The sequence below is a fragment of the Corynebacterium sp. KPL2838 genome (assembly GCF_040225455.1).
Classification (GTDB): domain Bacteria; phylum Actinomycetota; class Actinomycetes; order Mycobacteriales; family Mycobacteriaceae; genus Corynebacterium; species Corynebacterium rhinophilum.
Genome location: NZ_JBEHFT010000001.1, coordinates 95,495 through 117,054, shown reverse-complemented (window position 1 = coordinate 117,054; position 21,560 = coordinate 95,495). Strand labels below are relative to the sequence as shown.

Genomic DNA, 21,560 nt, shown 5'->3' with positions numbered 1-21,560 from the left:
GAGGAGCACCATGGCGGAAAGCAGGATGTCGCGGCTGAGCAATCAGTACCATGCCTGGACCCGCAGCCACCCCACGGCGGCGGAGGATTTTCGCACCGCCATCGAGGATCTGCTCAATGACGCCGGCATCATCTTTGACCGGGTATCCACCCGCGTCAAGGCGTGGTCCTCACTCAAGCGCAAGGCCAAGAAGCGGGGCGAGGGCGGCGATTTCATCTACCCCACCCCGTGGGACGATATCCACGATGTCATGGGCGTGCGCGTCACCTTGTACCACTCCACCACCATTCCCAATGCGCTAGACGTGCTGGGCGAGTCCTTCAAGGTCGTGCGCTCTGTGGATAAGGCGGCCGAGACCCGCATTTCCGGCGGCTTTGGGTACGGCTCCCACCACCTGGTGCTCACCGTGACGGACGATAGCGCGGCGGCCATGGAGGAGCTCGCCGATTTCGTGGGCTGGACCTTTGAGGTACAAATTCGCACCGTTCTGCAGCACGCATGGGCGGAATTCGAGCACGATATCCGCTATAAGCAAGGCCCTACCCCGCCCTCGCCGGAGGTGGACCGCCTATTTACACTGGCCGCCGGCCTCATCGAATTGGCTGATCAGCAATTCGATGAGATCGCCGCGCTCAAAGCCCCGCGCACGGAGGCGGATACGGACGTGGAGCTTACCCCGGAAACCCTGCCTGGCGTCCTGGCCATCATTTTGGGCAATCGCTTCCCGCTTTCACGCTCGGAGCACTACCGCTTCCTCGCGGAAATCTTGGAGGAAAACGATATCCGGTCCTTGGACCAGCTCGAGCAGCTGCTTGACGATGACGCCATTGCCCACGTCCACGACACCATGCGTTATCGCTTTCGGCCCGGCCAAGTGCGCCTTATCGATGATCTGCTGCTCAATAAGTTTGGCAAGCAGCACATCGAGGCCACCGCTGAATCCGGCGACCGCGCCGGACGCCGACGCCGCCTGAACGCGCGATTGAAGGCGCTGCGCGCTAACTCTTAGCGGAATCCGCCTCGGAATTTTTCCATATCGCGGCGTTCCTTCTTCGTCGGTCGGCCCGCGCCGCGAGGGCGCACCGGCACCGCGGGCTGGAATTCCTTGGGCGGTGGCGGCGGCGCGTGATCGGTATAGCAGGTGCGCGCCACCGGCGCGCCCACGCGCTTGGCAACGGTAGCCAGCACCTCCAAATCGTGCTCGTGGTGGTTGCGCCATACGCGCACCCTATCGCCTGGCACGACTTGTTGCGCAGGTTTTACCGCTTCACCATTGATCTTCACGTGCCCGGCGCGCACCGCAGTGGCCGCTGCGGAGCGGGTTTTGAACATGCGCACCGCCCATACCCAGGCATCAATACGGACAGGGCGGCCGCCTGGCTGCGGGGAAGGCATTAATAATTATTGTGGTTCTCGTTGACGATTTTGCGGACCTTCAACCAGTTATATCCGCCGCCAACCACGGCGATGATAAGGCCCAACACCATCCAAGCGGTCAAATTAGTAGAAAGCACACCTAAAACGACTCCTGCGCCGATACCACCGGCAACGGGAATAACGGCGTTGCGGGAATGCTTGCGCACCTGCTGCTTGCGCTGCGCAATGGGGTTATTCGGTCGCTGCTGCATAGTCATGATTCAGATCCTACCTCAACCCAGGCAGACCCCGCTTCACGCGCGCTTATTTCGCCTTGGGAAAGCGCGGCGAGCATCGCCTGGAGATCATCGAGTCCACCCGGGCGCACGGCGACGGTAAAAATCACGGCGGCACCGTATTCGGTATCGGTGATATCGATTCCGCGCCCGCGCAAATCCGCTTCGAGACGCCCGGCCGTGGCGTGCGGGCATTCGACCGTATAAAGCTCCCGGCGCGCCCGGGCGACCGATTTGACCTTCTCCATGGCCTCGCTAACCGCCCCGCCATAGGCATGCACGAGGCCGCCCGCGCCCAGCTTGATACCGCCGAAGTAGCGCACGACCACCGCACAAATATCAAGCATTCCAGAGCCCTTTACCACATCCAACATGGGCTTTCCGGCCGTCCCGGAAGGCTCGCCATCATCGGAGGAACGCTCCACGGGGTTCGCATCGTCGACGTGGTAGACATATGCGGAGCAGTGGTGGCGGGCATCGGGAAAGCGCTGTCGGGCGGCATCGATAAACGCCCGTGCTTCTTCCTCATTCGTCACCCGGCCGATCAAGGTGATAAATCGCGAGCGTTTGATCTCAATTTCGTGCTCCACCTGGCCGGTGGGACGCCGATACGAATCGCGCATTAGGCAACCAAGAAATCGTACTCGGGGGTATTCGGCTGCAGGTGCTGCACCGAAATCTTGGACTCGGCCATCCGCTCCTTCAGCCCTGCTAAGTCTTCGGCGCGGCTAAGCTGAATGCCCACCAGCGCGGCACCGGTCTCGCGGTTATTGCGCTTGAGGTACTCGAAGAGCGTGATGTCATCGCTGGGCCCCAGGATTTCAGACAAGAAGTGGCGCAGCTGGCCCGGTTCCTGCGGGAAATTGACCAAGAAGTAGTGCTTCAGGCCGCGGTGCACCAGCGAGCGCTCCATGATTTCGGCGTAGCGCAACACGTCATTATTGCCCCCAGAAATCACGCAGACCACCGTCGAACCCGGCTCCAGCGGCACCCGCTGCAGCCCAGCCACGGACAGTGCACCCGCGGGCTCGGCGATAATCCCCTCATTTTGGTACAGGTTGAGCAGGTCCGTGCACACCGCCCCCTCAGAGACCGTGTCCCAGTGCAGGCGCTCTTGGTTGGCCTCCAAAATCTTATACGGCAGCGAGCCCAGGCGCTTGACTGCCGCGCCATCGACAAACGGATCCACGCTGTCTAGTGCCACCGGCCCGCCGTTGCGGAAGGCTGCTCTTAGCGATGCCGCCCCTTCTGGCTCCACTCCTACCACCTTGGCGTGCGGTGCCATATCCGCCATATAGGAGGTGATGCCAGAAATCAGCCCGCCGCCGCCGACGGGCACGACGATGGTGTCGACCGAGGCGCCCTTTGCCGAAAGCTGCGCCAAGACTTCCGCCGCGACAGTGCCTTGGCCGATGATGGTATCGCGGGCATCGAAGGGCTCGATGAAGGTGGCGTGGCGCTCGGCGGCATCGGCATGCGCGGCGGCCGCGGCCTCGTCAAAGTTGGCACCCACGACTACGAGTTCCACCTGGTCTCCGCCGTGCACGTGGATGCGGTCGCGCTTTTGCATGGGTGTGGGCTCTGGGACGAAAATCTTGCCCGGAATCCCCATGGTGCGGCAGGCATAGGCCACGCCTTGTGCATGGTTGCCAGCCGATGCCGTCACGATGCCCCGCTCCCGCTCCTGCTGCGACAGACTGGAGATGCTATTGAGCGCACCGCGAATCTTATACGAGCGCACGTCCTGGAGATCTTCGCGCTTTAAATAGACCTCACAGCCCGTTTCCGCAGAAAGCCGGGGGCAATACTGCAACGGCGTCGGCGCGATTTCGGAGCTGATGCGTGCCTGCGCCTGCTGGATATCGGATGCGTGGATGGTCGATTCAGTCATGATTGCAGAGTCTACCCGCCCTACCTAGTGCTCGACTGATTCACCTATATTTCATTCCGGTTTAGCGAAACGGTTACGTGGGATCGAGACAATGGAGTGCTCCACAAGAAAGGACTCTCTCTATGTTTAAGCGCACCTCCATCGGCATGGCCGCCTGCCTTGTGCTCAGCTGCACCCCTGCTGCCAACGCGCATATCGTCGATAATGTTGTAGAACACTCCGCCGACAATGCTGCGCCCCATCGGCTCGTATGAAGCCGGGGTGATGGGCAAATCAGCAGCGGAAATCGTGGCCTACCACGCCGCCTCCCAGCGTATTCTCACGGTGAATGCGCAATCGGGCAAGGTGGATATACTGGACGCCTCCGACCCCACCAATCCTAATAAGGTTGCTGAGGTCTCCGCCGGCGGCGATAAGGAGATCAACTCCGTGGCGGTGCGTCCCGATGGCCTCGCCGTCGCCGCCGTGCAGCAGGCAGACAAGACCGAAAACGGCGAAGCCTTGATTTTCGATGTTACTTCCGCCGAAGAGCTTAGCCGCGTGCCGCTCGGCGCGCTGCCAGATAACGTGCACATCACCAAAGACGGCGCCTATGCCTTGACCGCGAATGAGGGTGAGCCCTCCGATGAGCTCAACTCCGACGGTACCGAATACACAAAAGACCCAGAAGGAACCGTGTCCGTCATTTCCCTGCCAGACGGCGTCCAAGCCCCCTCCGCTGCGGATGTTCGCACCGCCGACTTCCGCGCCTTCGATGGCGCAGATGCAGAACTTGACCCGTCCATTCGCGTCTTCGGCCCAGAAAACCACCACAACAAGCCTTCGCTTGACTCTGAGCCTGAGTATATTTCCTCCGCCGATGGCAAGGCGTATGTCACCTTGCAAGAAAATAACGCTATCGCAGTGGTCGATATTGCCTCCGCCACCTTAGACAAGGTGTTGCCCGCCCACATCGCGGACCACTCAGATGTCCCCATTGATCCCTCCAATAAGGACGGGGCGGCAAAGCTGCGTACGATCCCTGTGCATGGCCTGTCCATGCCGGATTCGATTGGCGCCTTCCAGACCAACGGCGAGACCTACTTCGCCACCGCTAATGAGGGCGATGCCCGCGAATGGGGCGGCTATACCGATGAGGTCAAGCTGAAAGATCTTGTTGAAGAGGGCCAGATCTGTGATTCTGTCGACCTGCCAGAAGGCATCGAGGACAAGAAATACGCCGGCAACCTAAAGTTGAGTAATGCCTCTGGATGGAACGAGGAAAAGGGCTGCTTCGATGGCCTGTATTCCTACGGGTCCCGCTCCTTTAGCATTTACGATGCCGAGGGCAACGTCGTCTTCGATTCCGGCTCCGACTTCGAGGAAATCACCAAGGACATCGAGGGACTTAACTTCAATGCCGATAATGAGGATCCCGACTTTGACGATCGCTCCAATAATAAAGGCCCCGAACCGGAAGCTCTGACGATTGGAACAGTTGGTGACCGAACCTATGCCTTCATCGGTATGGAGCGCGTGGGCGGCATCTTTGTCCATGACGTCACCGACCCCGCTCATGCCGAGTTCGTCACCTATAGCAATAACCGCGATTTCGCCGTGGACTATAACGAGGACAATGTCGCCGCCACCAGGTTGGCCGGCGACTTGGGCCCCGAGGGGCTAGCATTCGTTAGCAAGGAAGACTCTCCTACCGACGATGCCCTCCTTATCGCCGGCAACGAGGTGTCCGGGACCACCACGGTCTTCTCTGTCGCCGATCTCGTAGGCGGCTCCGAGGACGAAGGCGACAACGCCTCCGATGAAGACGGCGACGTTCCTGACGATGCCCCCGGGGCATGGCTGCCGGGAGACGGCTCCAGCAGCATCGCGAAGGGCGTTGGAATCATCGCTGGCGTCATTGCCCTCGGCGCCATGTTGAGCGGTGTTCTACACTTCATGCCGCAGGTAGCCGATCAATTCTATAAGATGCTTCCAGAACCGGTCCGTCAGCTACTTCCGTAGATTTCGGTATTAAAGCGGTGGCATTTGGGGCGCGCGATCAGCTCCCCAGCCACCGCCTGCCTGCTCTTCTTGTACTACATTGCCAGCGGTGACCGCGCGGGAACTTGTGCGCTTTCACAAATCCGACCCATGGACGGCACGCCAACTTCTGAAACAGAAGCGGGCGTTTTCTGCTGTCACCGCAGGTGCAGCGATATTGCTTTCCCTGGACTGCGGTAACAGTGTATGTAAAAGGTGCAGGAGGAGTTTCTATCCCAAAATACCTGCGCCCATCGTGGCCTTCAGGTCTCCCATGAGGTTGCCGGATCGTTCCACGCGGAGGTGCTCACCGAGGACCATGGTGGTGGATTGGTCGCCCTCGACAAGCTCAAGGTAGACATCGGACTCACCGTGATTTTTAACCAAGACCTGCTTGAGTCGGGCGATATTTTCCATCGTGCACTGGTCTGTACGCATGGTCAGGCGCAGTGGCAGGCTCGTGCCACCGCCTGGCCCCAGCTCGGGAACGCGAATATCGGAACAAAACAGCGACCGGCGCTCATCGCGCACCTTCACGTTGACGCGCGCCAAGATGATGTTGTCTTCCACAATATGCGGCGCTGCCAGCGAGTAGACCTTGTTAAAGACCAAGATCTCTACCTGCGCGCCGTTGTGGTCTTCTACCGTGACAATCGCCCACGGGGAACCATCGCGCTTAGAAAAGCGGCGGTCCACACCGGAAATGATGCCGCCGATGATGAGTTCCTGCCCATTGTGCACCTCATCGTTGAGGATCTTGGTCAACGGCGTATTGGTCTGTGCAGCCAGGGCCTCTTCGAACCCGTCGAGTGGGTGGCCAGAGACGTAGAGCCCCAGCATCTCTCGTTCTAGCGCCAACTCGTGCTTGCGATCCCATGAATCGTCCGGCACATCAATGGCAAAGGCGCCCTCCGAGGAGGCATCGTCGCCACCGCCAAAGCCGGCAAAGAGGTCGAATTGCCCCTTATCCGCCGCCTTCTTGGTGGTCTGCACGGCATCGACGGCGTCCTCGTGAATCAGCATGAGGCCCTTGCGCGGCTGCTGGAAATCATCAAAGGCACCGGCCTTAATCAGCGCCTCGGTCACGCGTTTGGAACACGCTGCCAAATCGATCTTGTCAAGGTAATCACTAAAGGACGTAAACGCCCCCTTTGCCTTGCGCGAAGCAATGATAGATTCGACGACTTCCGAGCCCACATTGCGGATAGCGCCCATGCCGAAGCGAATATCCTCGCCCACAGCCTGGAAGTCCTCTTCGGATTCATTGACCGAGGGCGGCAAAACGTTAATGCCCAAGTGGCGGCAATCCGACAGGTAGATGGCGGACTTATCCTTCTTATCGCCCACAGAGGTCAACAGCGCTGCCATGTATTCCGGTGCGTAATAGGCCTTGAGGTAGGCCGTCCAGAACGAGACCAACCCGTAGCCCGCGGCGTGAGACTTGTTAAACGCGTACGACGCGAAGGGCTCGATGGTCCCCCACAGCGCATCCATGGCGGATTTGGAGTACCCATTTTCTTGCATGCCGCCCCAGAATTTATCGTATTGCTGGGCCAGGACCTCGGGCTTTTTCTTACCCATCGCCTTACGGAAGCCGTCTGCCTCGCCGGCGGTGTAGTTCGCTACCTTCTGCGAGATACGCATGATCTGCTCCTGGTAGACGATAAGACCATACGTCTCATCCAGGATTTCCTTCAGCGGCTCCTCGAGCTCAGGGTGAATCGGGGTGATTTCCTTGCGCCCGTTCTTGCGGTCGGCGTAATCCCAGTGGGCATTCACGCCCATCGGGCCGGGGCGGTACAGGGCCAAGGAGGCCACGATATCCTTGAAGCCGGTAGGCTTCATGCGCTTGAGCAGCTCCTGCATACCGCCGGAGTCCAGCTGGAACACGCCCAAGGTATCCCCGCGCGAGAGCAGGTCATAGACCTTGGAGACCTTGGGGTCATCGGCATGCAGCTGCTCGAGCTGCACTTCTTCGCCGCGGTTGCGCTTAATGTTTTCGATGGCATCGCCAATAACGGTGAGGTTGCGCAGGCCCAAAAAGTCCATCTTCAGCAGGCCAATGGCCTCGCAGGCGGGGTAATCCCAGCCGGTGATATAGGCGCCATCGGCAGGCCGCTTCCACATCGGGATGTGGTCCATCAACCGCACGGAGGCCATAATCACCGCACAGGCGTGCACGCCGGCCTGGCGGACGACGCCTTCCAAACCGCGCGCGGTGTCATAAATCTTTTTCACATCCGGGTCGGTTTCCACCATCTGGCGGACCTCGGCGGCCTCGGAATAGCGCTCGTGGTCGGGGTCGGTAATGCCCCGCAGCGGGATATCCTTCGCCATAATCGCCGGCGGCAGCGCACCATTGATGCGGTCGGCCATCTGGAAGCCGGGCTGGCCAAAGTGCACCTTGGCGGAGTCCTTAATGGCCTGCTTGGTTTTCACCGTGCCGAAGGTAATGACCTGGGCTACCTTATCCTCTCCCCAGCGCTCGGCGGCGTAGGTAATCATCTCGCCGCGGCGGCGATCGTCGAAGTCGATATCGATATCGGGGGCGGACGGGCGCTCGGGGTTCAAAAAGCGCTCGAAGAGCAGGTCGTGTTCCAGCGGATCAATATTGGTAATGGTCAGCGCGTAGGCCACGAGCGCGCCCGCCGCAGAACCACGGCCGGGCCCCACGCGGATGCCTACAGAACGCGCGTACTTAATTAGCTCCGCCACGATGAGGAAGTAGGAGGGGTAGCCCTTCATCTCAATCACGGAGATCTCGTACTTGGCGCGCTCAATGTAGTCCTCCGGCACCTCGCGCCCGGGGAACCGCCGCTGCAGCCCCTCCATCACCTCGTGGGTCAGCCAGGAGGTGGGCGTGTGGCCCTCGGGGACATCGGCAATGGGCATGCGGTCGTGGGTGTGTTCCTCCCACACTTCGCTGTAGTCCTGCACGCGCTCGGCAATCCACAGGGTGTTATCGCAGCCATCCGGAATCAGGTCGTCCCAGGTATCGCGCATCTGCGCGGCGGACTTGATGTAGTAGCCGGTACCGCCGAACTTGAAGCGGTCTGGGTCCATGAACGTCTTACCGGTCTGCACGCACAGCATGGCCTCGTGCGCCGGCGCCTGGGATTCCAGCACGTAGTGGCAGTCATTGGTTACCAGCGGCGGCAGGTCCAGCTTGCGGCCGATTTCGAGCAGCCCATCGCGCGTGCGCTTTTCGATGTCCAACCCATGGTCCATCAACTCCAAGAAGAAGTTGTCCTTGCCATAGATGTCTTGCCACATGGCCGCGGCCTCGAGGGCCTCGTTGAATTGACCGAGGCGCAGGCGGGTCTGCACATCGCCCGATGGACAGCCGGTGGTGGCGATGATGCCATCGGCATGCTCAGCAATGAGCTCTGCATCCATGCGCGGCCACTTGCCCAGCTGTCCTTCGTAGGAGGCGAGCGAGGACAGCGTGAACAGGTTGCGCAGACCGGTCGCGTTTTCCGCGATCATCGTCTGGTGCAAATACGCGCCCGAGGCGGAGACATCATCGCGCTTTTGATCCGGGGTCCCCCACAGCACGCGCTTTTTATTAAAGCGCGATTCCGGGGCCATGTAGGCCTCGATGCCGATGATGGGTTTCACCCCGGCGCTGGTCATGCGCTTATAAAAGGCATCGGATCCGTACATATTGCCGTGGTCTGTCATGCCTACGGCGGGCATGTTTTGCTTGACCACCTCATCAGCCAACATATCGACCTTGGCCATGCCGTCCAGCATGGAGAACTCGGTATGGTTATGCAGGTGGACGAAGGAGGAATTTTTGGCCATGCGGTCATCTTAGCGGGGCGGTCAAGATGACGATATTATGCGGGGATGATCTACACGCTCGCCGCATACATCATGTGGGGGTTCTTCCCCGCGTTCTTCCCGCTCCTGCTACCGGCGACACCGCTGGAAATCCTCGCCCATCGCGTGTTGTGGACCGCGGTTATCGTCACGGCGTTTTTAATCTGCAGCGGCGGCTGGCGCGAATTGGTGCGCTTGGACAAGCGCACGTGGGGCTGGCTTGCCGCCGGGGGCGTATTCATCACGGTCAATTGGGGGACCTATGTGCTGGCGATTAATACCGATCACGTAGCCGATGCCGCTTTAGGATATTTCATCAATCCTCTGGTATCGGTGGCACTCGGCATGATCTTCTTAAAGGAGCAGCTGCGCCCATGGCAGGCGACCGCAGTCGCCGTGGCGGCAATCGCGGTGCTGTATCTGACCTTCTTTACCGGACAGGCGCCGTATATCTCGCTGTTGTTGGCGGCATCGTTTGGCATTTACGGCCTCATCAAGAAACAGGTGCGGGTATCGGCGGCGGTCTCGGTCGCGGCAGAGTCTTTGGTGGTCTCCCCCGTTGCCATTGCCTATATCGTGTGGATTGAACAGGCAGGCCACGGCACCTTCGTCACGGAAGGCACGCCACACATGCTGCTCTTAATCAGTGCCGGCCTTATTACCGCGCTGCCGCTATTGTGCTTTGCCCAGGGCGCGCAGACGCTGCGCTTGTCGACGATCGGCATGCTCCAATACCTCACCCCCATCATGCAGATGCTGTGGGCACTCTTTGTCACCCAAGAACACTTCTCCACACACCGGTGGATTGGCTTCAGCATCATCGGCGTGGCAGTCAGCATCTACATTGCAGATCTCATCCGCGTTCGCCACAACGCGCCGCGCAAGAGTGCGCGGCGCAGGTAAACCCGCGCGCAGAAATTCGCGGCGCGAAAAACGGTGCGTGAGCCGCGCGCAGTAGTGCACGGCGCGAGAAAACGGCACGCAAAAGTTAGCGGTGTGGAAGAGGGGTGCGCAAAAGCGCGCGGCAACGGGGCGTTGCACACAGGAGTGCGCAGCGCGAAAAACGGCACGCAGAAATGCGCTGTGGATGAGCTCGGCGCTTAGGAATTCGCGGGCAGGAAAGTCGCCGGGCCCGGCTCAACGTTGTGAGCTAACTGGGCCCGGTATCGACGAGGTCCGGCGGTGGCGGCTGCCAGGGTTTAATCCACCGCACGCCGCTGTGCACGCGTTCGAAGCGGCCATTGCGGGGACGGGCGGCGCGGTCGTCGTCATTGCGGCCGTTGTGATGCGGGCACGCGACGGTGAGGTTCTTGGCATTGGTCCACCCGCCGCCGGCCCAGCTATAAATGTGGTGGACTTGGCACTCATCGGCTGGGCGGTGGCACCCGCGCGCCGGGCAGACGGGGTTTTCGGCGGCGGCCATCATAAATTGCTTCCACGTTGCCCCGCGCCGCATGCGGTACAGGTTCACCGGCCCCTCCACGGGGTGGAGAAGAGTGATAAAGCCTTCCTCCGCCATTGCGCGCTGGGCCAGCTCGGCGCCGCTAATTTGCGCTCCGTTGGTCATGGTGACCGTGACGTCTTTATCGCCCTGCGCGATGGCGCTCAACTTATCCAGCGGGATTACCACGTTGGTGCGCACGGTGGAGGTGGAGGCGCCGGAGTGGAAGAGGGCGGCGACATCGGCAAGCGTGCCTGCTTGGTTATGCAGCTCCGCGACGAGGCTGGAGCTACCTGTAATCGTTAGCGTCCATGGTTTGCCCGCGGCGCGGCGGCGCAGCCTCACCCCTGGTTTAGGCTCGCGCGGCGGGCGCAGCGCGCGCACCTTCTTGCGGGCGAGCTTGTCCATCGCCTGGGTATCGGCGGATACCTGGGTAAGCTCCGCGCGCAGGGCCCAGGCGCGGGCTTGGGTGGGCGCGCGGCGGGCGTGCTTTTCGATGACCTCCAACGTCGGCAGCGAATGCCCATTGCGCCGCGCTCCCTCGACCGCCCGACGCTGGCGGCGCGTGAAACTGGTCGGCCCGAAATAGATCTGAGAGAGGTGGGCTATCGACGCGGCGGCGGCATCCGGCATGCCGGCGGCGGTCAGCTCGGAGGCGGGCATATCAGCGGCCTCGGCGAGGATATCCATCGCCGAGTTTAAAGCCGCAATATATGCCCGAATGTGTTCCATGCCCCGATGCTAAGCCTGCACCCCGCACCCCGCGCGGCGAAGCGTTCAGGATGGCAAATTTAGCTGGGTGGGCGCACGGCGAAACTACCCCAGGCGGCATCGGCAGGCGCGGGCTCGACGGCAGCGACGGCGGGAAGGGAGGCGACATCGGCAAGCTGGGCGCCCGTCCCCCACACCACGGCGGCGCTGACGGCGCTGGGGCGCTGGCCGTAGGAGGCACCGATGCGGTCGAAGGTGCGGTTAATCACCGCGGCGCGGTCCTCGCCGGCAACAGGCTCCGGCACCGCGATAGGCGCGGTCGAGCCCATCAGGATGGCGTCCATGCGCGGAATATCAGTCAGCGCGGCGGCGACGGCGACAGGGGGCAGCTCGGTATCGAAGGTGACCAGTGCATACGTGGCGGCATCCGGATCGATGTCCATGGAATTAACGCGCTCAATATACTCCGCGCGCGATTCCCCGTCCGGGCCCAGCTGGTCGCCTTGCACACGCGTGGATGCCTGCGTGCCCAGCGTGCCAAAAAGCACCAGAGCCACCACGCCCGCCACCAGCACCAGCACCAGTGCCGCTAGGCGGCGCCGCCAATAAAACTTCCTCATCCCTGCAGTCGCTCCAGGGCATGCTGCAGGTCATCGGGGTAGGGCGCGCGGGCCTCGAACCACTTCCCGGTGCCGGGGTGGGTAAAGCCTAGCTGCACCGCATGCAGCCACTGGCGCTCCAGGCCCAGGCGGGCGGAAAGCTGCGGGTTCGAGCCGTACATGGGATCGCCGACGCAGGGATGCCCGGTGGCGGACATGTGGACGCGGATCTGGTGGGTGCGGCCGGTTTCCAAGTGCACCTCGATGAGGCTGGCCTCGCGAAAGGCCTCGATGAGGCGGTAGTGGGTTACCGCGGCTTTGCCATCATCCAGCACGGCGAATTTCCAGCCCGATTTCGGGTGCCTGCCGATGGGAGCATCGATGGTGCCTTCGATCGGATCGGGCAGGCCCTGGACCACCGCGTGATAGGTCTTTTTCACGGTGCGGGACTTAAATGCCTGCTTGAGCGCCGAGTAGGCGCGCCCTGAGGAAGCCACCACCATGACCCCGGATGTGCCCACGTCCAGGCGGTGGACGATGCCCTGCCGCTCGGTGGGGCCAAGCGAGGCCACGTTGTACCCTGCCGCGCGCAGCCCGCCGATGACCGTCGGCCCATCCCAGCCCACGCTCGGGTGCGCAGCGACGCCCACGGGTTTGTGCACGCAGATGATATCGGCATCGCTATATAAAACGTCCATGCCCTCCACCAGCTCCTCGCGCGGCAGCAGGGGCTTTTCCGGCTCCGGAAGCAGCACCGAGACCACCTGGCCGGATGCCAGGCGCTCGGATTTACCCAGCTCCTGCGAATCCACGGTGACCCCGCCCTCGGCGCACAGCTGGGCAGTAGCCGAGCGGGAGAGGCCGAGGAGCTTGGCAAGCGCGGCATCGGCACGCATGCCCTCCAAGCCTTCTGGAATGGGGAAACTGCGCAATTGCCTATTCATTTTCCGCCCTCCGTTCCGCAATTAGCATGGCGCCGATGAAGATGACGACGCCGCAGGTAATCGCCGCATCTGCGATATTAAAGACCGCGAACGAGCCGACCGAGATATAGTCCACGACGTGACCGACCCAAAAGCCTGGGTCGCGGAAGATGCGGTCTGCAAAATTGCCCAATGCCCCACCGGCAATGAGCGCCAGCCCCAGCGCTTGGCCCGTATTGTGGATGCGCGGGGCGACGATGGCAACGCCTAAGACGAACGCCAATTGAATGGTGGTAAACAGCCAGGTCGATCCCTCGCCACCGATGGAAAACGCCGCGCCGGGGTTAAAGAGCAGGTTAAACCTGAACCAGTCCCCGATGACATAATGCGGCTCGCCCTCCGTCAGGACGGTAAGCATGAGTTGTTTTACGGCTTGATCCACAACCGCCACGGCGATGACCACCGCGGCGATAAGACCTGTCTTACTCCTTCGTTTTTGGCTCACCCACATCATTGTAATCCGGAGCGTCCGGTATTTTGGTAAGCGTGTTTCGAGTCAAAGTTTTTACAGCCCTTTCCGCCGTCGCCGTAGCGCTAAGCGCCTGTTCTTATGAGACCCCCGGCCCTGCAGTGGAGCAGCCGGTCGGCCTGACTATCGATGCCCCTCGCCTGACCGTCGAAGATGCCGGAACTGGTGAGAAGAAACTGCTGGAATATCACGACATCGACTCCTCGCAGGAGGTAACGTACCGCGCCACGGAGGGATTTTCGCAGGACTTGCTGAATAAATCCGCCGCCGCCGATTTCCAGGCCGCCGATGTGGATAAGGAGACCACTACCCTGCCGCTTTCGGCGTCCGTAGATAAAGCCACCGAGGACGTCGAGGATCAATTGCCGGCCTCGCGCAACGCGTTTGTCACCGCAGGGGATCCGGAATACTCCGGCGATACTGATATATCTTCTGCGTCTGGGTTCCAATTCGGCTGGCGCGGTCAAGATAATGGCCAGATGAATTCCCTGCGCTTGGCCGCCCCGCAGGACGCGAGCGATGAGGCGCGCGGCACCGTCGAACAGGCCATCATGAAGCTGACCGCGCTGCCCATCGTCTTCCCAGAGGAAGAGGTGGGCACCGGCGCGACGTGGACGGTGGATTCGCGCGTCACGGGGGAATCCACGCTCTTGCAAACGACACGCTATACGGTCAAGTCCATCGATGGTGACCGCGTCACGCTATCCGTCGAGGTGGAACAACGCCCCACCCTGGGCGCTTTATCCTTCGAAGGTCAGGCCGCGGGCACGGAGTTGGAGGATAAGGAACTCGACGTGCTGGATTCTTCCACCAATTCCTCGGGCAACGTCACGGTGGATCTGACCAAACCGCTCCCTGTGGGCGGTGACGTGTCCTTCGATACGAAGGTAACCTACGGCACCGCCGATTCAGACCTGCGCGTCGTGCAATCAAGCCTGACGGAGCTGGCGTTTTCTGAGTAACAGGATTTACTCGGCGGGGGCCTCTACGGGGGCCTCGGCAGGCGCCTGCTCTGCGCCGGCTGCGGGGGCATCGCCCTGGGCAGGGGCAGCGTCGCCTTCATCGGCAGGCAGCGCGCCCGCACCGGTATCGGCACACATCTCCGGAACCTGCTCAGGCGGCACCGTGTTTTGAATCAGCGTGCAGGCCCAAGTCTTCGACAGCTTCCAGGTGCCATCCTGATAAATGAATTCCACCTGGTCCGCGGTCTGCTCCTGGCCATCGGCGGTGGTGAAATTCACCGTGGTCAGCACGGATTGCGGGTCATAGCCGGGCAGGACGGGATCCACGACCGCAAATTCCGCGCCGGATTCTTCCTTGGAGCGCGCCATGGTGTCAAAGATCTCTGGGGCGGATTCGCCGCCTTCTACCGTGGCGGTCTTTTCTTCCTGCGATGCCGCCGGGTCCGTGGCCTTTGCCAGGATGGCGTTCAAGTCAGCGGCGGACGGCAGCGCGGGGGCCGCGGAATCGCCGTCAGCGGACGCGGATTCGCTGGATTCGCTGTTCTTGGTGGTATCTTCTTGCTCGTCATCAGAAGAGCAGGCGGACAGGGCGGCCGCCGCGCTCAATGCGAGGCACGCGGCACCAAATTTGCGGAATTTCACTTCTCACTCCTCACGTCTGGGATATAAACTCCCATCAGTTTACATTTGCCCCAGCTGTTCTGGTTCGCGCCTGCCGCCTCGGCGCGTCTTCTTTTATTATGGAATGCATGACTCATCTCGCCCTCATCGCCACCGGCGGCACGATTGCCTGCACCACGATGCAGGATGGTTCCCTCGTTCCCACCGTCACCGGCGCGCAGCTCGCGGCCGATATTGACGCCGAAGTGGTGGAATTTCGCCAGCTTGATTCCTCTTCTATTACGCTCGCAGACCTCGATGAGCTCATTGCGGTGGTCAACGAGCAGACCGCCCGCGCAGACATTGACGGCGTCATCATTACCCATGGCACTGATTCGATGGAAGAGACGGCGATGGCGCTAGAAATTTTTTGCGCAAGCAATACGCCCATCGTGCTCACCGGCGCGCAGCGCTCCTACGATCACCCGCACCCGGATGGCCCGCGCAATCTCCGCGATGCGCGTGAGCTCGCCCTCAGTGGGCGGCCCGGCGTCTTCATCTGCTTTGGCGGCATGACCATCCCGGCGCGCGGGGCCCGCAAGCAGCACACCTCTGACCTGCGCGCTTTCGAGTCCCTGCGCGTGCCGGATACCACCCCGCGGCTACGGCCGCGCCCCTTGGCGCCGCACCCGGTAGAAATCATCCCTGCCTACCCGGGTGCGGGGCGCGTGCTTGTCGATACCGCCCGCGCTTCCGCCGCCGGCCTCATCATTGAGGCCATGGGCGCGGGCAATATGAGTGGGGACATGGGCCGCGCGGTTGCCGATGCCCTCCGCGACGGCCTCCCCGTCGTCATTTCCACCCGCACCCCGTATGGGGAAACCGCGTTGTCCTATGGCGGCGACGGCGGCGGGGCGAACCTGCATAGCCTGGGCGCGATCAACGCGTGGGCCTTCCGCCCCAGCCAGGCGCGCATCTTGTTGGCCGCGGCGCTGGCCACCGGCACGGACCCCGCCGAGGTATTCCGGCAAAACCCTGACCCCAAGCGCTATGTTGCTATCTAATCTTGGGTTTCCAGCCAGTCGTGCCAGTCTAAGGAATCGAGCGGATCGGCTGGCACCAAATCGGGGTCGCTGGCGGCAAAGGATTTCGTGCGGCCAGGTCCGGTCGCACGTGTTTCAAAACGCACGCTGACCACCCCGTGCCCGGTGCCTTGGATCCAACCGTGGCCAAATTCCGGGTGGTAGACGTCCTGGGTGGCGTGCCACTGATCCTCCACATCGTCTTCGACCACCACGGTGGTCGGCGCCGCTGGCGGGGAGTCATCGCTCACGCCCGTTTCATAATCGGTATCCGGCAGCACGGGCCGCACGATTTCCCGGTCGAGCTCTGGAAATAACACGTCTTGGCGCGCGGCTTCCAGCCCGGAATAGCTCACCCCCACCAAGCGGATGGGGCCCAGTTCATCCGGGTAGCGCGCCAGCTTGAAGGCGGCTGCGGTCAATACCTCCAGGTCATCGGTGGCATAGGCCAGGGTGGTCGAGCGCGATTCGATATGGAAGTCTGCCATCCGCAGCTTTACCGTCACCGTGCGCACCCCGCGGCCATCCTTGAGCAGGCGGCGGTGTGCGCCCTCGGCCGCGCGGGTAATTGCCGCATCGACATCGGCAACCGTGAGCAGGTCCTTGGGATAGGTGTGCTCCGTGGAAATCTGTTTGGATATCGCGCGCGGTGCCACTTCCCTATCGTCGATGCCTTGCGCGAGCTGCCACAGCTGCACGCCGACGACGCTGCCGATGGAGATTTCCACCTCCTTTTGGGTCATGGCGGCCAGCGCGCCGATGGTCTCCACCCCGATGCCTTTGAGCTTGGCCTCCGTGACCGGCCCCACACCCCACAGCTTTCCCACCGCGAGCGGATGCAGCATCTCCAGCTGCTTTTCCGCTGGGATGACATAGGTGCCATCGGGCTTGGCTTCACCGGAGCCGATCTTGGCAAATTGCTTGCCGGAGCCCGCGCCGATGGAACACGGCAGGCCCGTTTCCTCGCGGATGAGCGCGCGCAGGCCATCCGCCCACTGTTGCACCTCGTCCGCCGTCGCACCCACCAATGCCTCTGGCTCCATAAAAGCTTCATCGATGGATAGCTGCTCGATCACCTCCACGTGCTGGGAGATGATCTCAAATACCCGGCGCGAGGCCGCCAAATAGACCGCCCGGCGCGGGCTTACCACCACCGCGCGCAGGCCCACCAATTGCTGGGCGCGATACATCGGCATCGCCGAGTGCGCACCGTATTCGCGCGCCTCATAGGATGCCCCGGCGACGACCCCGCGGCCGCCGACCCCACCGACGAGCACCGGCCGGCCTTGCAAAGTCGGTCGGGTCAATTGCTCGACGGAGGCAAAAAACGCATCCATATCGATGTGTAGGACCCAACGCTGCATGCCTTCCAGTCTAGGTCACGCCAACCCCAGAATTGGGAATAGGTTGACGCTTAAACTAACTTGTATGCAAGATGTATGCATGGGCGATACAAGCATGCAACCTGCCGCGGAGCGGGTTTATGAATTGGTCAAAGAAAGGATCATCGACGGCACCATCGATTCCTCGCAGATGCTGTCAGAAGCCGCACTCGCAGCTGAGGTAGGAGTCAGCCGCACCCCAGCCCACGAGGCTTTCCTGCGCCTGGAGCTCGAGGGCTTTTTGCAGCTTTATCCCAAGCGCGGCGCGCTGATCGTGCCGATTAGCCCCCAAGAAATCCGGGAGGTCTATGAGGCGCGCCTGCTTGTCGATGCCCACAGTGCCGAAAAGATCTGCGAGCTGGGCGAGGAAGAACGCGGGGGCATCGCCAAGCGCCTGCAAGAAAACATCGCGGCCCAAGACGCCGCACTGGATGCCGGGGATCTCCGCGAATACACGCGCCTAGATGCCCAATTCCACCAAATCATCATGGATAGCGCCGGCAATAGCTTGCTGGCCAACGTGGGCCACCAGCTGCGCGAGCGTCAGCAGCGCTTTACCGCCACCGCCATCGGGCGCAATGTGGAACGGGCCCGCGCGTTCGTCGATCAGCACCGCACGCTTGCCGATGCCCTCCTCACCGCCAACCTGCCGGACTACCTCTCCGCACTCCGCTCGCACCTGAAGGATTCGAAGGATCAACTATGAGTCAAGACACCGCCAATCGCGATTGGTTACCCGTCGCCGGCAGCATGGTCGCCGTTGCCTGGGGCGGCAATGAATTTACTCCCCTGCTCGTGATGTACCGCGAGCAATCCCACTTCTCACAGGTCACCGTCAATGGCCTTTTGGCGGCCTACGTCATCGGTATCGTGCCCGCACTGCTCATCTCCGGGCCGCTCTCGGACTACATCGGCCGCCGGCCCACGATGCTGCCCGCGGCACCGCTCTCCCTGGCCGGGTCGTTCCTGCTATCCATCGCTCCCGAAGAACCCCTCATCATTGCTGCCGGCCGCGTACTGTGCGGCCTCGCCCTGGGCATCGTCATGGCGGTCGGTTCCACCTGGATTTCCGAGCTCATCACCCGCTCCGGCGGTGACCCCGCCGCAGGACCGCGCCGGGCATCAATGTGCCTTACCGTCGGATTCCTCATTGGCGCCGCCTTGGCCTCGGTACTGGCCCAATGGGGCCCGTGGCCCACCCACCTGGCCTATGTCCTGCACATCCTGCTCACCGTCATCACCGCGGTCTGGCTATTGAAAACCCCCGAAACCCGTCCACCCCGCGGCGAGACGGTCAAAGACACATTCTTGGATTTAAGCATCCGCGATATGCTGCACATGCTGCACATTCCATCCGCTGCGCACCGCCGCTTTTCCCGCATCGTCCTTCCCGTCGCGCCCTGGGTATTTGGCTGCGCGGGTGCGGCCTATGCCCTCTTGCCGCAGCTGCTTTCCGATTCCGCCGGCGATGCCCCCATCGCCTTTTCCGGCCTCATGACCGTCATTACGCTGGGCTGCGGGGTTGGCATCCAAATGTTTGGCAAGGTCATTGACACCCACCGCTCCGCCCGAGCCTCCGCCGTTGCCATGGCCGTCATTACCGTCGGCACCATTTTCGGCGCCATCGCCGCGCGCACGCTTTCCCTCCCGCTCGGCATCACCAGCGCCGCCGTCATGGGCGCTGGCTACGGCCTAGCACTTGTCGCCGGTCTTTCCGAGGTCCAGCGTATCGCCGGAAAAGATGACCTCGCCGGCCTTACCGCCGTGTTCTATTCCGTGTCCTATACCGGCTTCTTTATCCCCATGGCCTTTAGCGCGCTCGCGCCCTACATAGGCTTCACTGCACTATTCCTCATCGGCTCCCTACTCGCCATGTGCTGCCTCATCAACGCGATTCACGGCTGGCGCGCCCACCTTCCCGGCCCAGTGCGCTAAGCCAAGACCCGCAACATTCGGCCAGAAAACGCAGAAACCGGAGCACCTCCTCATGGAGGGCTCCGGTTTAGTCACTGCCAGTAGCCAAGTCCGAGCATCAAGCTCGCACTAATCCGCTCATCTGCTGGTTCAAACAAGATTAGAACTTGAACAGTGAAAAGAAGTTACGCAGTGATTGCAACAGGCGAGCGAGGCCCGAGTTCTTGTTGAAGAACTTGGCAACACCTTCAACCAAAGCAGCCAAACCAGGAATTACTTCAAAGACCTTGCCGAACTTTGAGCTACCTTCTCCAGCACCAGGGGTACCTTCAGCGCCCGGAACCGATGGCTGTGCCGGCTTTGTGGAACCGCGGCCTCCCTCTTTGCCCTTGCCATTACCGTTACCAGGGGCCTGCTCGGGTTGCGACTCACTGCCTTTATCAGCAGCCTTCACGAGGAGCTCTACGCTGTTGCTTTCACCGGTTTTCGGATCCGTGACGTGAGGAACTAGGGAAACAGTTACCTTGTCACCTGCCATTAGCTTGACGTCCGCAGGTACATCGATTTCGAACGAGACAAACTCACCTTCAGGAACTTGGCCCTTCTGTGCAGACTTTTTCTCTAGCTTGACGACAGTTGTCTGAATCTTTCCGCTGGGGAAAGAAGCCTCAATTTCCACCTCTTGGCCTGGGTACAAACGAACCTTACCGGTAACCTTTTTGTCTCCTGCCTTGATGTCATTTACTTCCGCGGTAACAGCAAACGGGAATTCGCCTTCAGAGTCCCCAGAATCTGGACGCTCTTCCTCAGACACATCCGCAGGCTTAACAACTACTGGTATGGATTTGCTCTTGCTATCGTCTGGAGCCAAGGAATCATAGAGCAAACTAAAGAGTAGTGTTTCACCTGCCTTTAAGTTAATCTCTTCAGGAACATCGAATTTAAAGGTCACAGCTTTACCGTTAGAGGCTCCACCCTCCTCAACAGAGTTTTCCTCAAGCTTTACGTCCGTAGTTAAAGACCTGAAGCTTGGGAAATTAATTTGAACTCTCTTCTGTTGACCTGGGAGCAAAAACACCGAGCCAGTGATTTCCCTGTCCCCTGCCTTCACATCATTCACCATTAGAGGAGCCTCAGACTGCTGTCCGCCTTCAGCAGGCCCTTTGCCATCATCGTCGGAAGCGCCATTGATCCGCGCTTCCCTGACAACCTCAGAATGTGACAAACGCTTCAACTCTTCTTCAGAATAAAGAGGAGTGTTATCCTTCCCCAGGAGCTCCTTAGCTGTCTGTGTCATTTCGCCAACACTTAGCTCAGTGATCTGCCCCACACTCAACTTGCAGTTACGCTGCAGATGCTCCGCAACGTTGGCATTGATGCGAGCATCAAAATCGACGCCGGCTCGGAAGTTCTGTGCGCAGTTAAGATGCTCACCAGCAGCCCAAGCAACTGGGGTAACAGCGGTAGCCATGAGAGATGCAGAGATAGCTGCAGAAGCGAGAACACGCTTATTGAGTTTCATACGAACCTTCCAAGGGGTACTTCGAACTACGGGTCCTGTATGCCTCGTTACGCTTTCAAAGAAGGTAAAGCATGGGGCGAACACCGCAGAAAGCGGGATAACACGATCTTTATCGTGCTATTTACGTTTTTAAACGCAGGATTAGTAAACCATATTGGTTTTTCATCCAAAAGTGGCCAATCGGAAAAGTGTGCGAGATCACTTTATGACCACGCCTTTAGTGCAACAAAACAATCGCAGGAGATGGGCACTACTCAACAGAGGCCGACACCTTTTACTTCGACTCCTACGACACATGCAGGATCAAACTCAGCTTGGGTCGCATAATCGCTGCAAAACATAAGGCCGTTCAGGTAGCACGAGATTTAAATTAAACAATCAAAACCCGCTTTCCTGACCCTATTCGTCAAATAGAAACCGGAGCACCCCGCAAAGAGGTGCTCCGGTTTTATTTAATGCCTGAAGCATTAGTCAGGGCATCGAGCATCCGTATATCCGCTAATCCAGACGG

At 60.7% G+C, this 21,560-nt stretch carries 20 protein-coding genes; 8 read left to right on the top strand and 12 right to left on the bottom strand.

Annotated features, from left to right (window positions below; translation table 11 throughout):
- Window positions 1-10: 10 nt before the first annotated feature.
- Window positions 11-1,009, top strand: coding sequence for a GTP pyrophosphokinase (locus ABRP98_RS00535; RefSeq protein WP_023017266.1), 999 nt, complete (start codon window positions 11-13; stop codon window positions 1,007-1,009).
- Here the strand turns inward: ABRP98_RS00535 and ABRP98_RS00530 are convergent.
- Genes ABRP98_RS00530 through ilvA form a run of 4 tightly spaced genes read right to left on the bottom strand, consistent with a single transcriptional unit; the run spans window position 1,006 to window position 3,543 of the window.
- Window positions 1,006-1,395, bottom strand: coding sequence for an RNA-binding S4 domain-containing protein (locus tag ABRP98_RS00530; protein WP_349857008.1), 390 nt, complete (start codon window positions 1,393-1,395; stop codon window positions 1,006-1,008). The genes ABRP98_RS00535 and ABRP98_RS00530 overlap by 4 nt on opposite strands.
- Complete coding sequence (locus ABRP98_RS00525) at window positions 1,395-1,634, bottom strand: hypothetical protein (protein ID WP_349857007.1); 240 nt, start codon at window positions 1,632-1,634, stop codon at window positions 1,395-1,397. The genes ABRP98_RS00530 and ABRP98_RS00525 overlap by 1 nt, the downstream gene beginning before the upstream one ends.
- The gene (locus ABRP98_RS00520; RefSeq protein WP_349857006.1) at window positions 1,631-2,275 is read right to left on the bottom strand and encodes a YigZ family protein; all 645 of its coding nucleotides are present in this window, start codon (window positions 2,273-2,275) and stop codon (window positions 1,631-1,633) included. Before ABRP98_RS00520 ends, ABRP98_RS00525 begins: the two co-directional genes overlap by 4 nt.
- Entirely contained in the window at window positions 2,275-3,543 is a 1,269-nt protein-coding gene (gene ilvA, locus ABRP98_RS00515) for a threonine ammonia-lyase IlvA (protein WP_349838327.1), read from the bottom strand. The genes ABRP98_RS00520 and ilvA overlap by 1 nt, the downstream gene beginning before the upstream one ends.
- Window positions 3,544-3,665: 122 nt before the next feature.
- Here ilvA and ABRP98_RS00510 point away from each other — a divergent pair, with 122 nt between their 5' ends.
- On the top strand, window positions 3,666-3,797 hold the full coding sequence (locus ABRP98_RS00510; protein ID WP_349857005.1) for a hypothetical protein: 132 nt from the start codon (window positions 3,666-3,668) through the stop codon (window positions 3,795-3,797).
- On the top strand, window positions 3,772-5,544 hold the full coding sequence (locus tag ABRP98_RS00505; protein ID WP_349857004.1) for a choice-of-anchor I family protein: 1,773 nt from the start codon (window positions 3,772-3,774) through the stop codon (window positions 5,542-5,544). Before ABRP98_RS00510 ends, ABRP98_RS00505 begins: the two co-directional genes overlap by 26 nt.
- A 249-nt stretch (window positions 5,545-5,793) precedes the next feature.
- Here the strand turns inward: ABRP98_RS00505 and dnaE are convergent, their stop codons facing one another.
- Window positions 5,794-9,366, bottom strand: coding sequence for a DNA polymerase III subunit alpha (dnaE, locus tag ABRP98_RS00500; RefSeq protein ID WP_349857003.1), 3,573 nt, complete (start codon window positions 9,364-9,366; stop codon window positions 5,794-5,796).
- 45 nt (window positions 9,367-9,411) lie between these two features.
- On the opposite strand from dnaE, the gene rarD reads away from it, so the two are divergent.
- Window positions 9,412-10,287, top strand: coding sequence for an EamA family transporter RarD (gene rarD, locus ABRP98_RS00495; protein ID WP_349857002.1), 876 nt, complete (start codon window positions 9,412-9,414; stop codon window positions 10,285-10,287).
- Between the two features lie 247 nt (window positions 10,288-10,534).
- Here rarD and ABRP98_RS00490 read toward each other — a convergent pair whose 3' ends face one another.
- From ABRP98_RS00490 to lspA, 4 genes are read right to left on the bottom strand one after another with little or no spacing between them, the layout of a single operon-like run.
- Window positions 10,535-11,557: an HNH endonuclease signature motif containing protein gene (locus ABRP98_RS00490; protein ID WP_349857001.1), complete on the bottom strand. Its 1,023-nt coding sequence runs from the start codon at window positions 11,555-11,557 to the stop codon at window positions 10,535-10,537.
- 59 nt (window positions 11,558-11,616) lie between these two features.
- A complete protein-coding gene (locus ABRP98_RS00485; RefSeq protein ID WP_284795990.1) occupies window positions 11,617-12,156 on the bottom strand; it encodes a hypothetical protein in 540 nt (179 codons plus the stop codon).
- Window positions 12,153-13,079, bottom strand: a complete 927-nt coding sequence (locus ABRP98_RS00480; protein WP_284769533.1) for an RluA family pseudouridine synthase — start codon at window positions 13,077-13,079, stop codon at window positions 12,153-12,155. Before ABRP98_RS00480 ends, ABRP98_RS00485 begins: the two co-directional genes overlap by 4 nt.
- Window positions 13,072-13,572: a signal peptidase II gene (gene lspA, locus ABRP98_RS00475; RefSeq protein ID WP_349857000.1), complete on the bottom strand. Its 501-nt coding sequence runs from the start codon at window positions 13,570-13,572 to the stop codon at window positions 13,072-13,074. The genes ABRP98_RS00480 and lspA overlap by 8 nt, the downstream gene beginning before the upstream one ends.
- A 32-nt stretch (window positions 13,573-13,604) precedes the next feature.
- Here lspA and ABRP98_RS00470 point away from each other — a divergent pair, with 32 nt between their 5' ends.
- A complete protein-coding gene (locus ABRP98_RS00470) occupies window positions 13,605-14,549 on the top strand; it encodes a hypothetical protein (protein WP_284849991.1) in 945 nt (314 codons plus the stop codon).
- Between the two features lie 6 nt (window positions 14,550-14,555).
- Here the strand turns inward: ABRP98_RS00470 and ABRP98_RS00465 are convergent, their stop codons facing one another.
- The gene (locus tag ABRP98_RS00465) at window positions 14,556-15,191 is read right to left on the bottom strand and encodes a WKL family lipoprotein (RefSeq protein WP_284769530.1); all 636 of its coding nucleotides are present in this window, start codon (window positions 15,189-15,191) and stop codon (window positions 14,556-14,558) included.
- 107 nt (window positions 15,192-15,298) lie between these two features.
- Between ABRP98_RS00465 and ABRP98_RS00460 the strand changes: the two genes are divergently transcribed.
- Entirely contained in the window at window positions 15,299-16,213 is a 915-nt protein-coding gene (locus ABRP98_RS00460; RefSeq protein ID WP_349856999.1) for an asparaginase, read from the top strand.
- Here ABRP98_RS00460 and ABRP98_RS00455 read toward each other — a convergent pair.
- Complete coding sequence (locus tag ABRP98_RS00455; RefSeq protein ID WP_349856998.1) at window positions 16,210-17,595, bottom strand: DNA polymerase IV; 1,386 nt, start codon at window positions 17,593-17,595, stop codon at window positions 16,210-16,212. The genes ABRP98_RS00460 and ABRP98_RS00455 overlap by 4 nt on opposite strands.
- Window positions 17,596-17,659: 64 nt before the next feature.
- On the opposite strand from ABRP98_RS00455, the gene ABRP98_RS00450 reads away from it, so the two are divergent.
- Both ABRP98_RS00450 and ABRP98_RS00445 read left to right on the top strand, forming a co-directional pair.
- A complete protein-coding gene (locus ABRP98_RS00450) occupies window positions 17,660-18,319 on the top strand; it encodes a GntR family transcriptional regulator (RefSeq protein ID WP_349856997.1) in 660 nt (219 codons plus the stop codon).
- Window positions 18,316-19,548, top strand: coding sequence for an MFS transporter (locus tag ABRP98_RS00445; protein WP_349856996.1), 1,233 nt, complete (start codon window positions 18,316-18,318; stop codon window positions 19,546-19,548). The genes ABRP98_RS00450 and ABRP98_RS00445 overlap by 4 nt, the downstream gene beginning before the upstream one ends.
- A gap of 139 nt (window positions 19,549-19,687) precedes the next feature.
- On the opposite strand, the gene ABRP98_RS00440 is transcribed toward ABRP98_RS00445, so the two are convergent.
- Window positions 19,688-21,049, bottom strand: a complete 1,362-nt coding sequence (locus ABRP98_RS00440; RefSeq protein ID WP_349856995.1) for a hypothetical protein — start codon at window positions 21,047-21,049, stop codon at window positions 19,688-19,690.
- Window positions 21,050-21,560 lie beyond the last annotated feature (511 nt).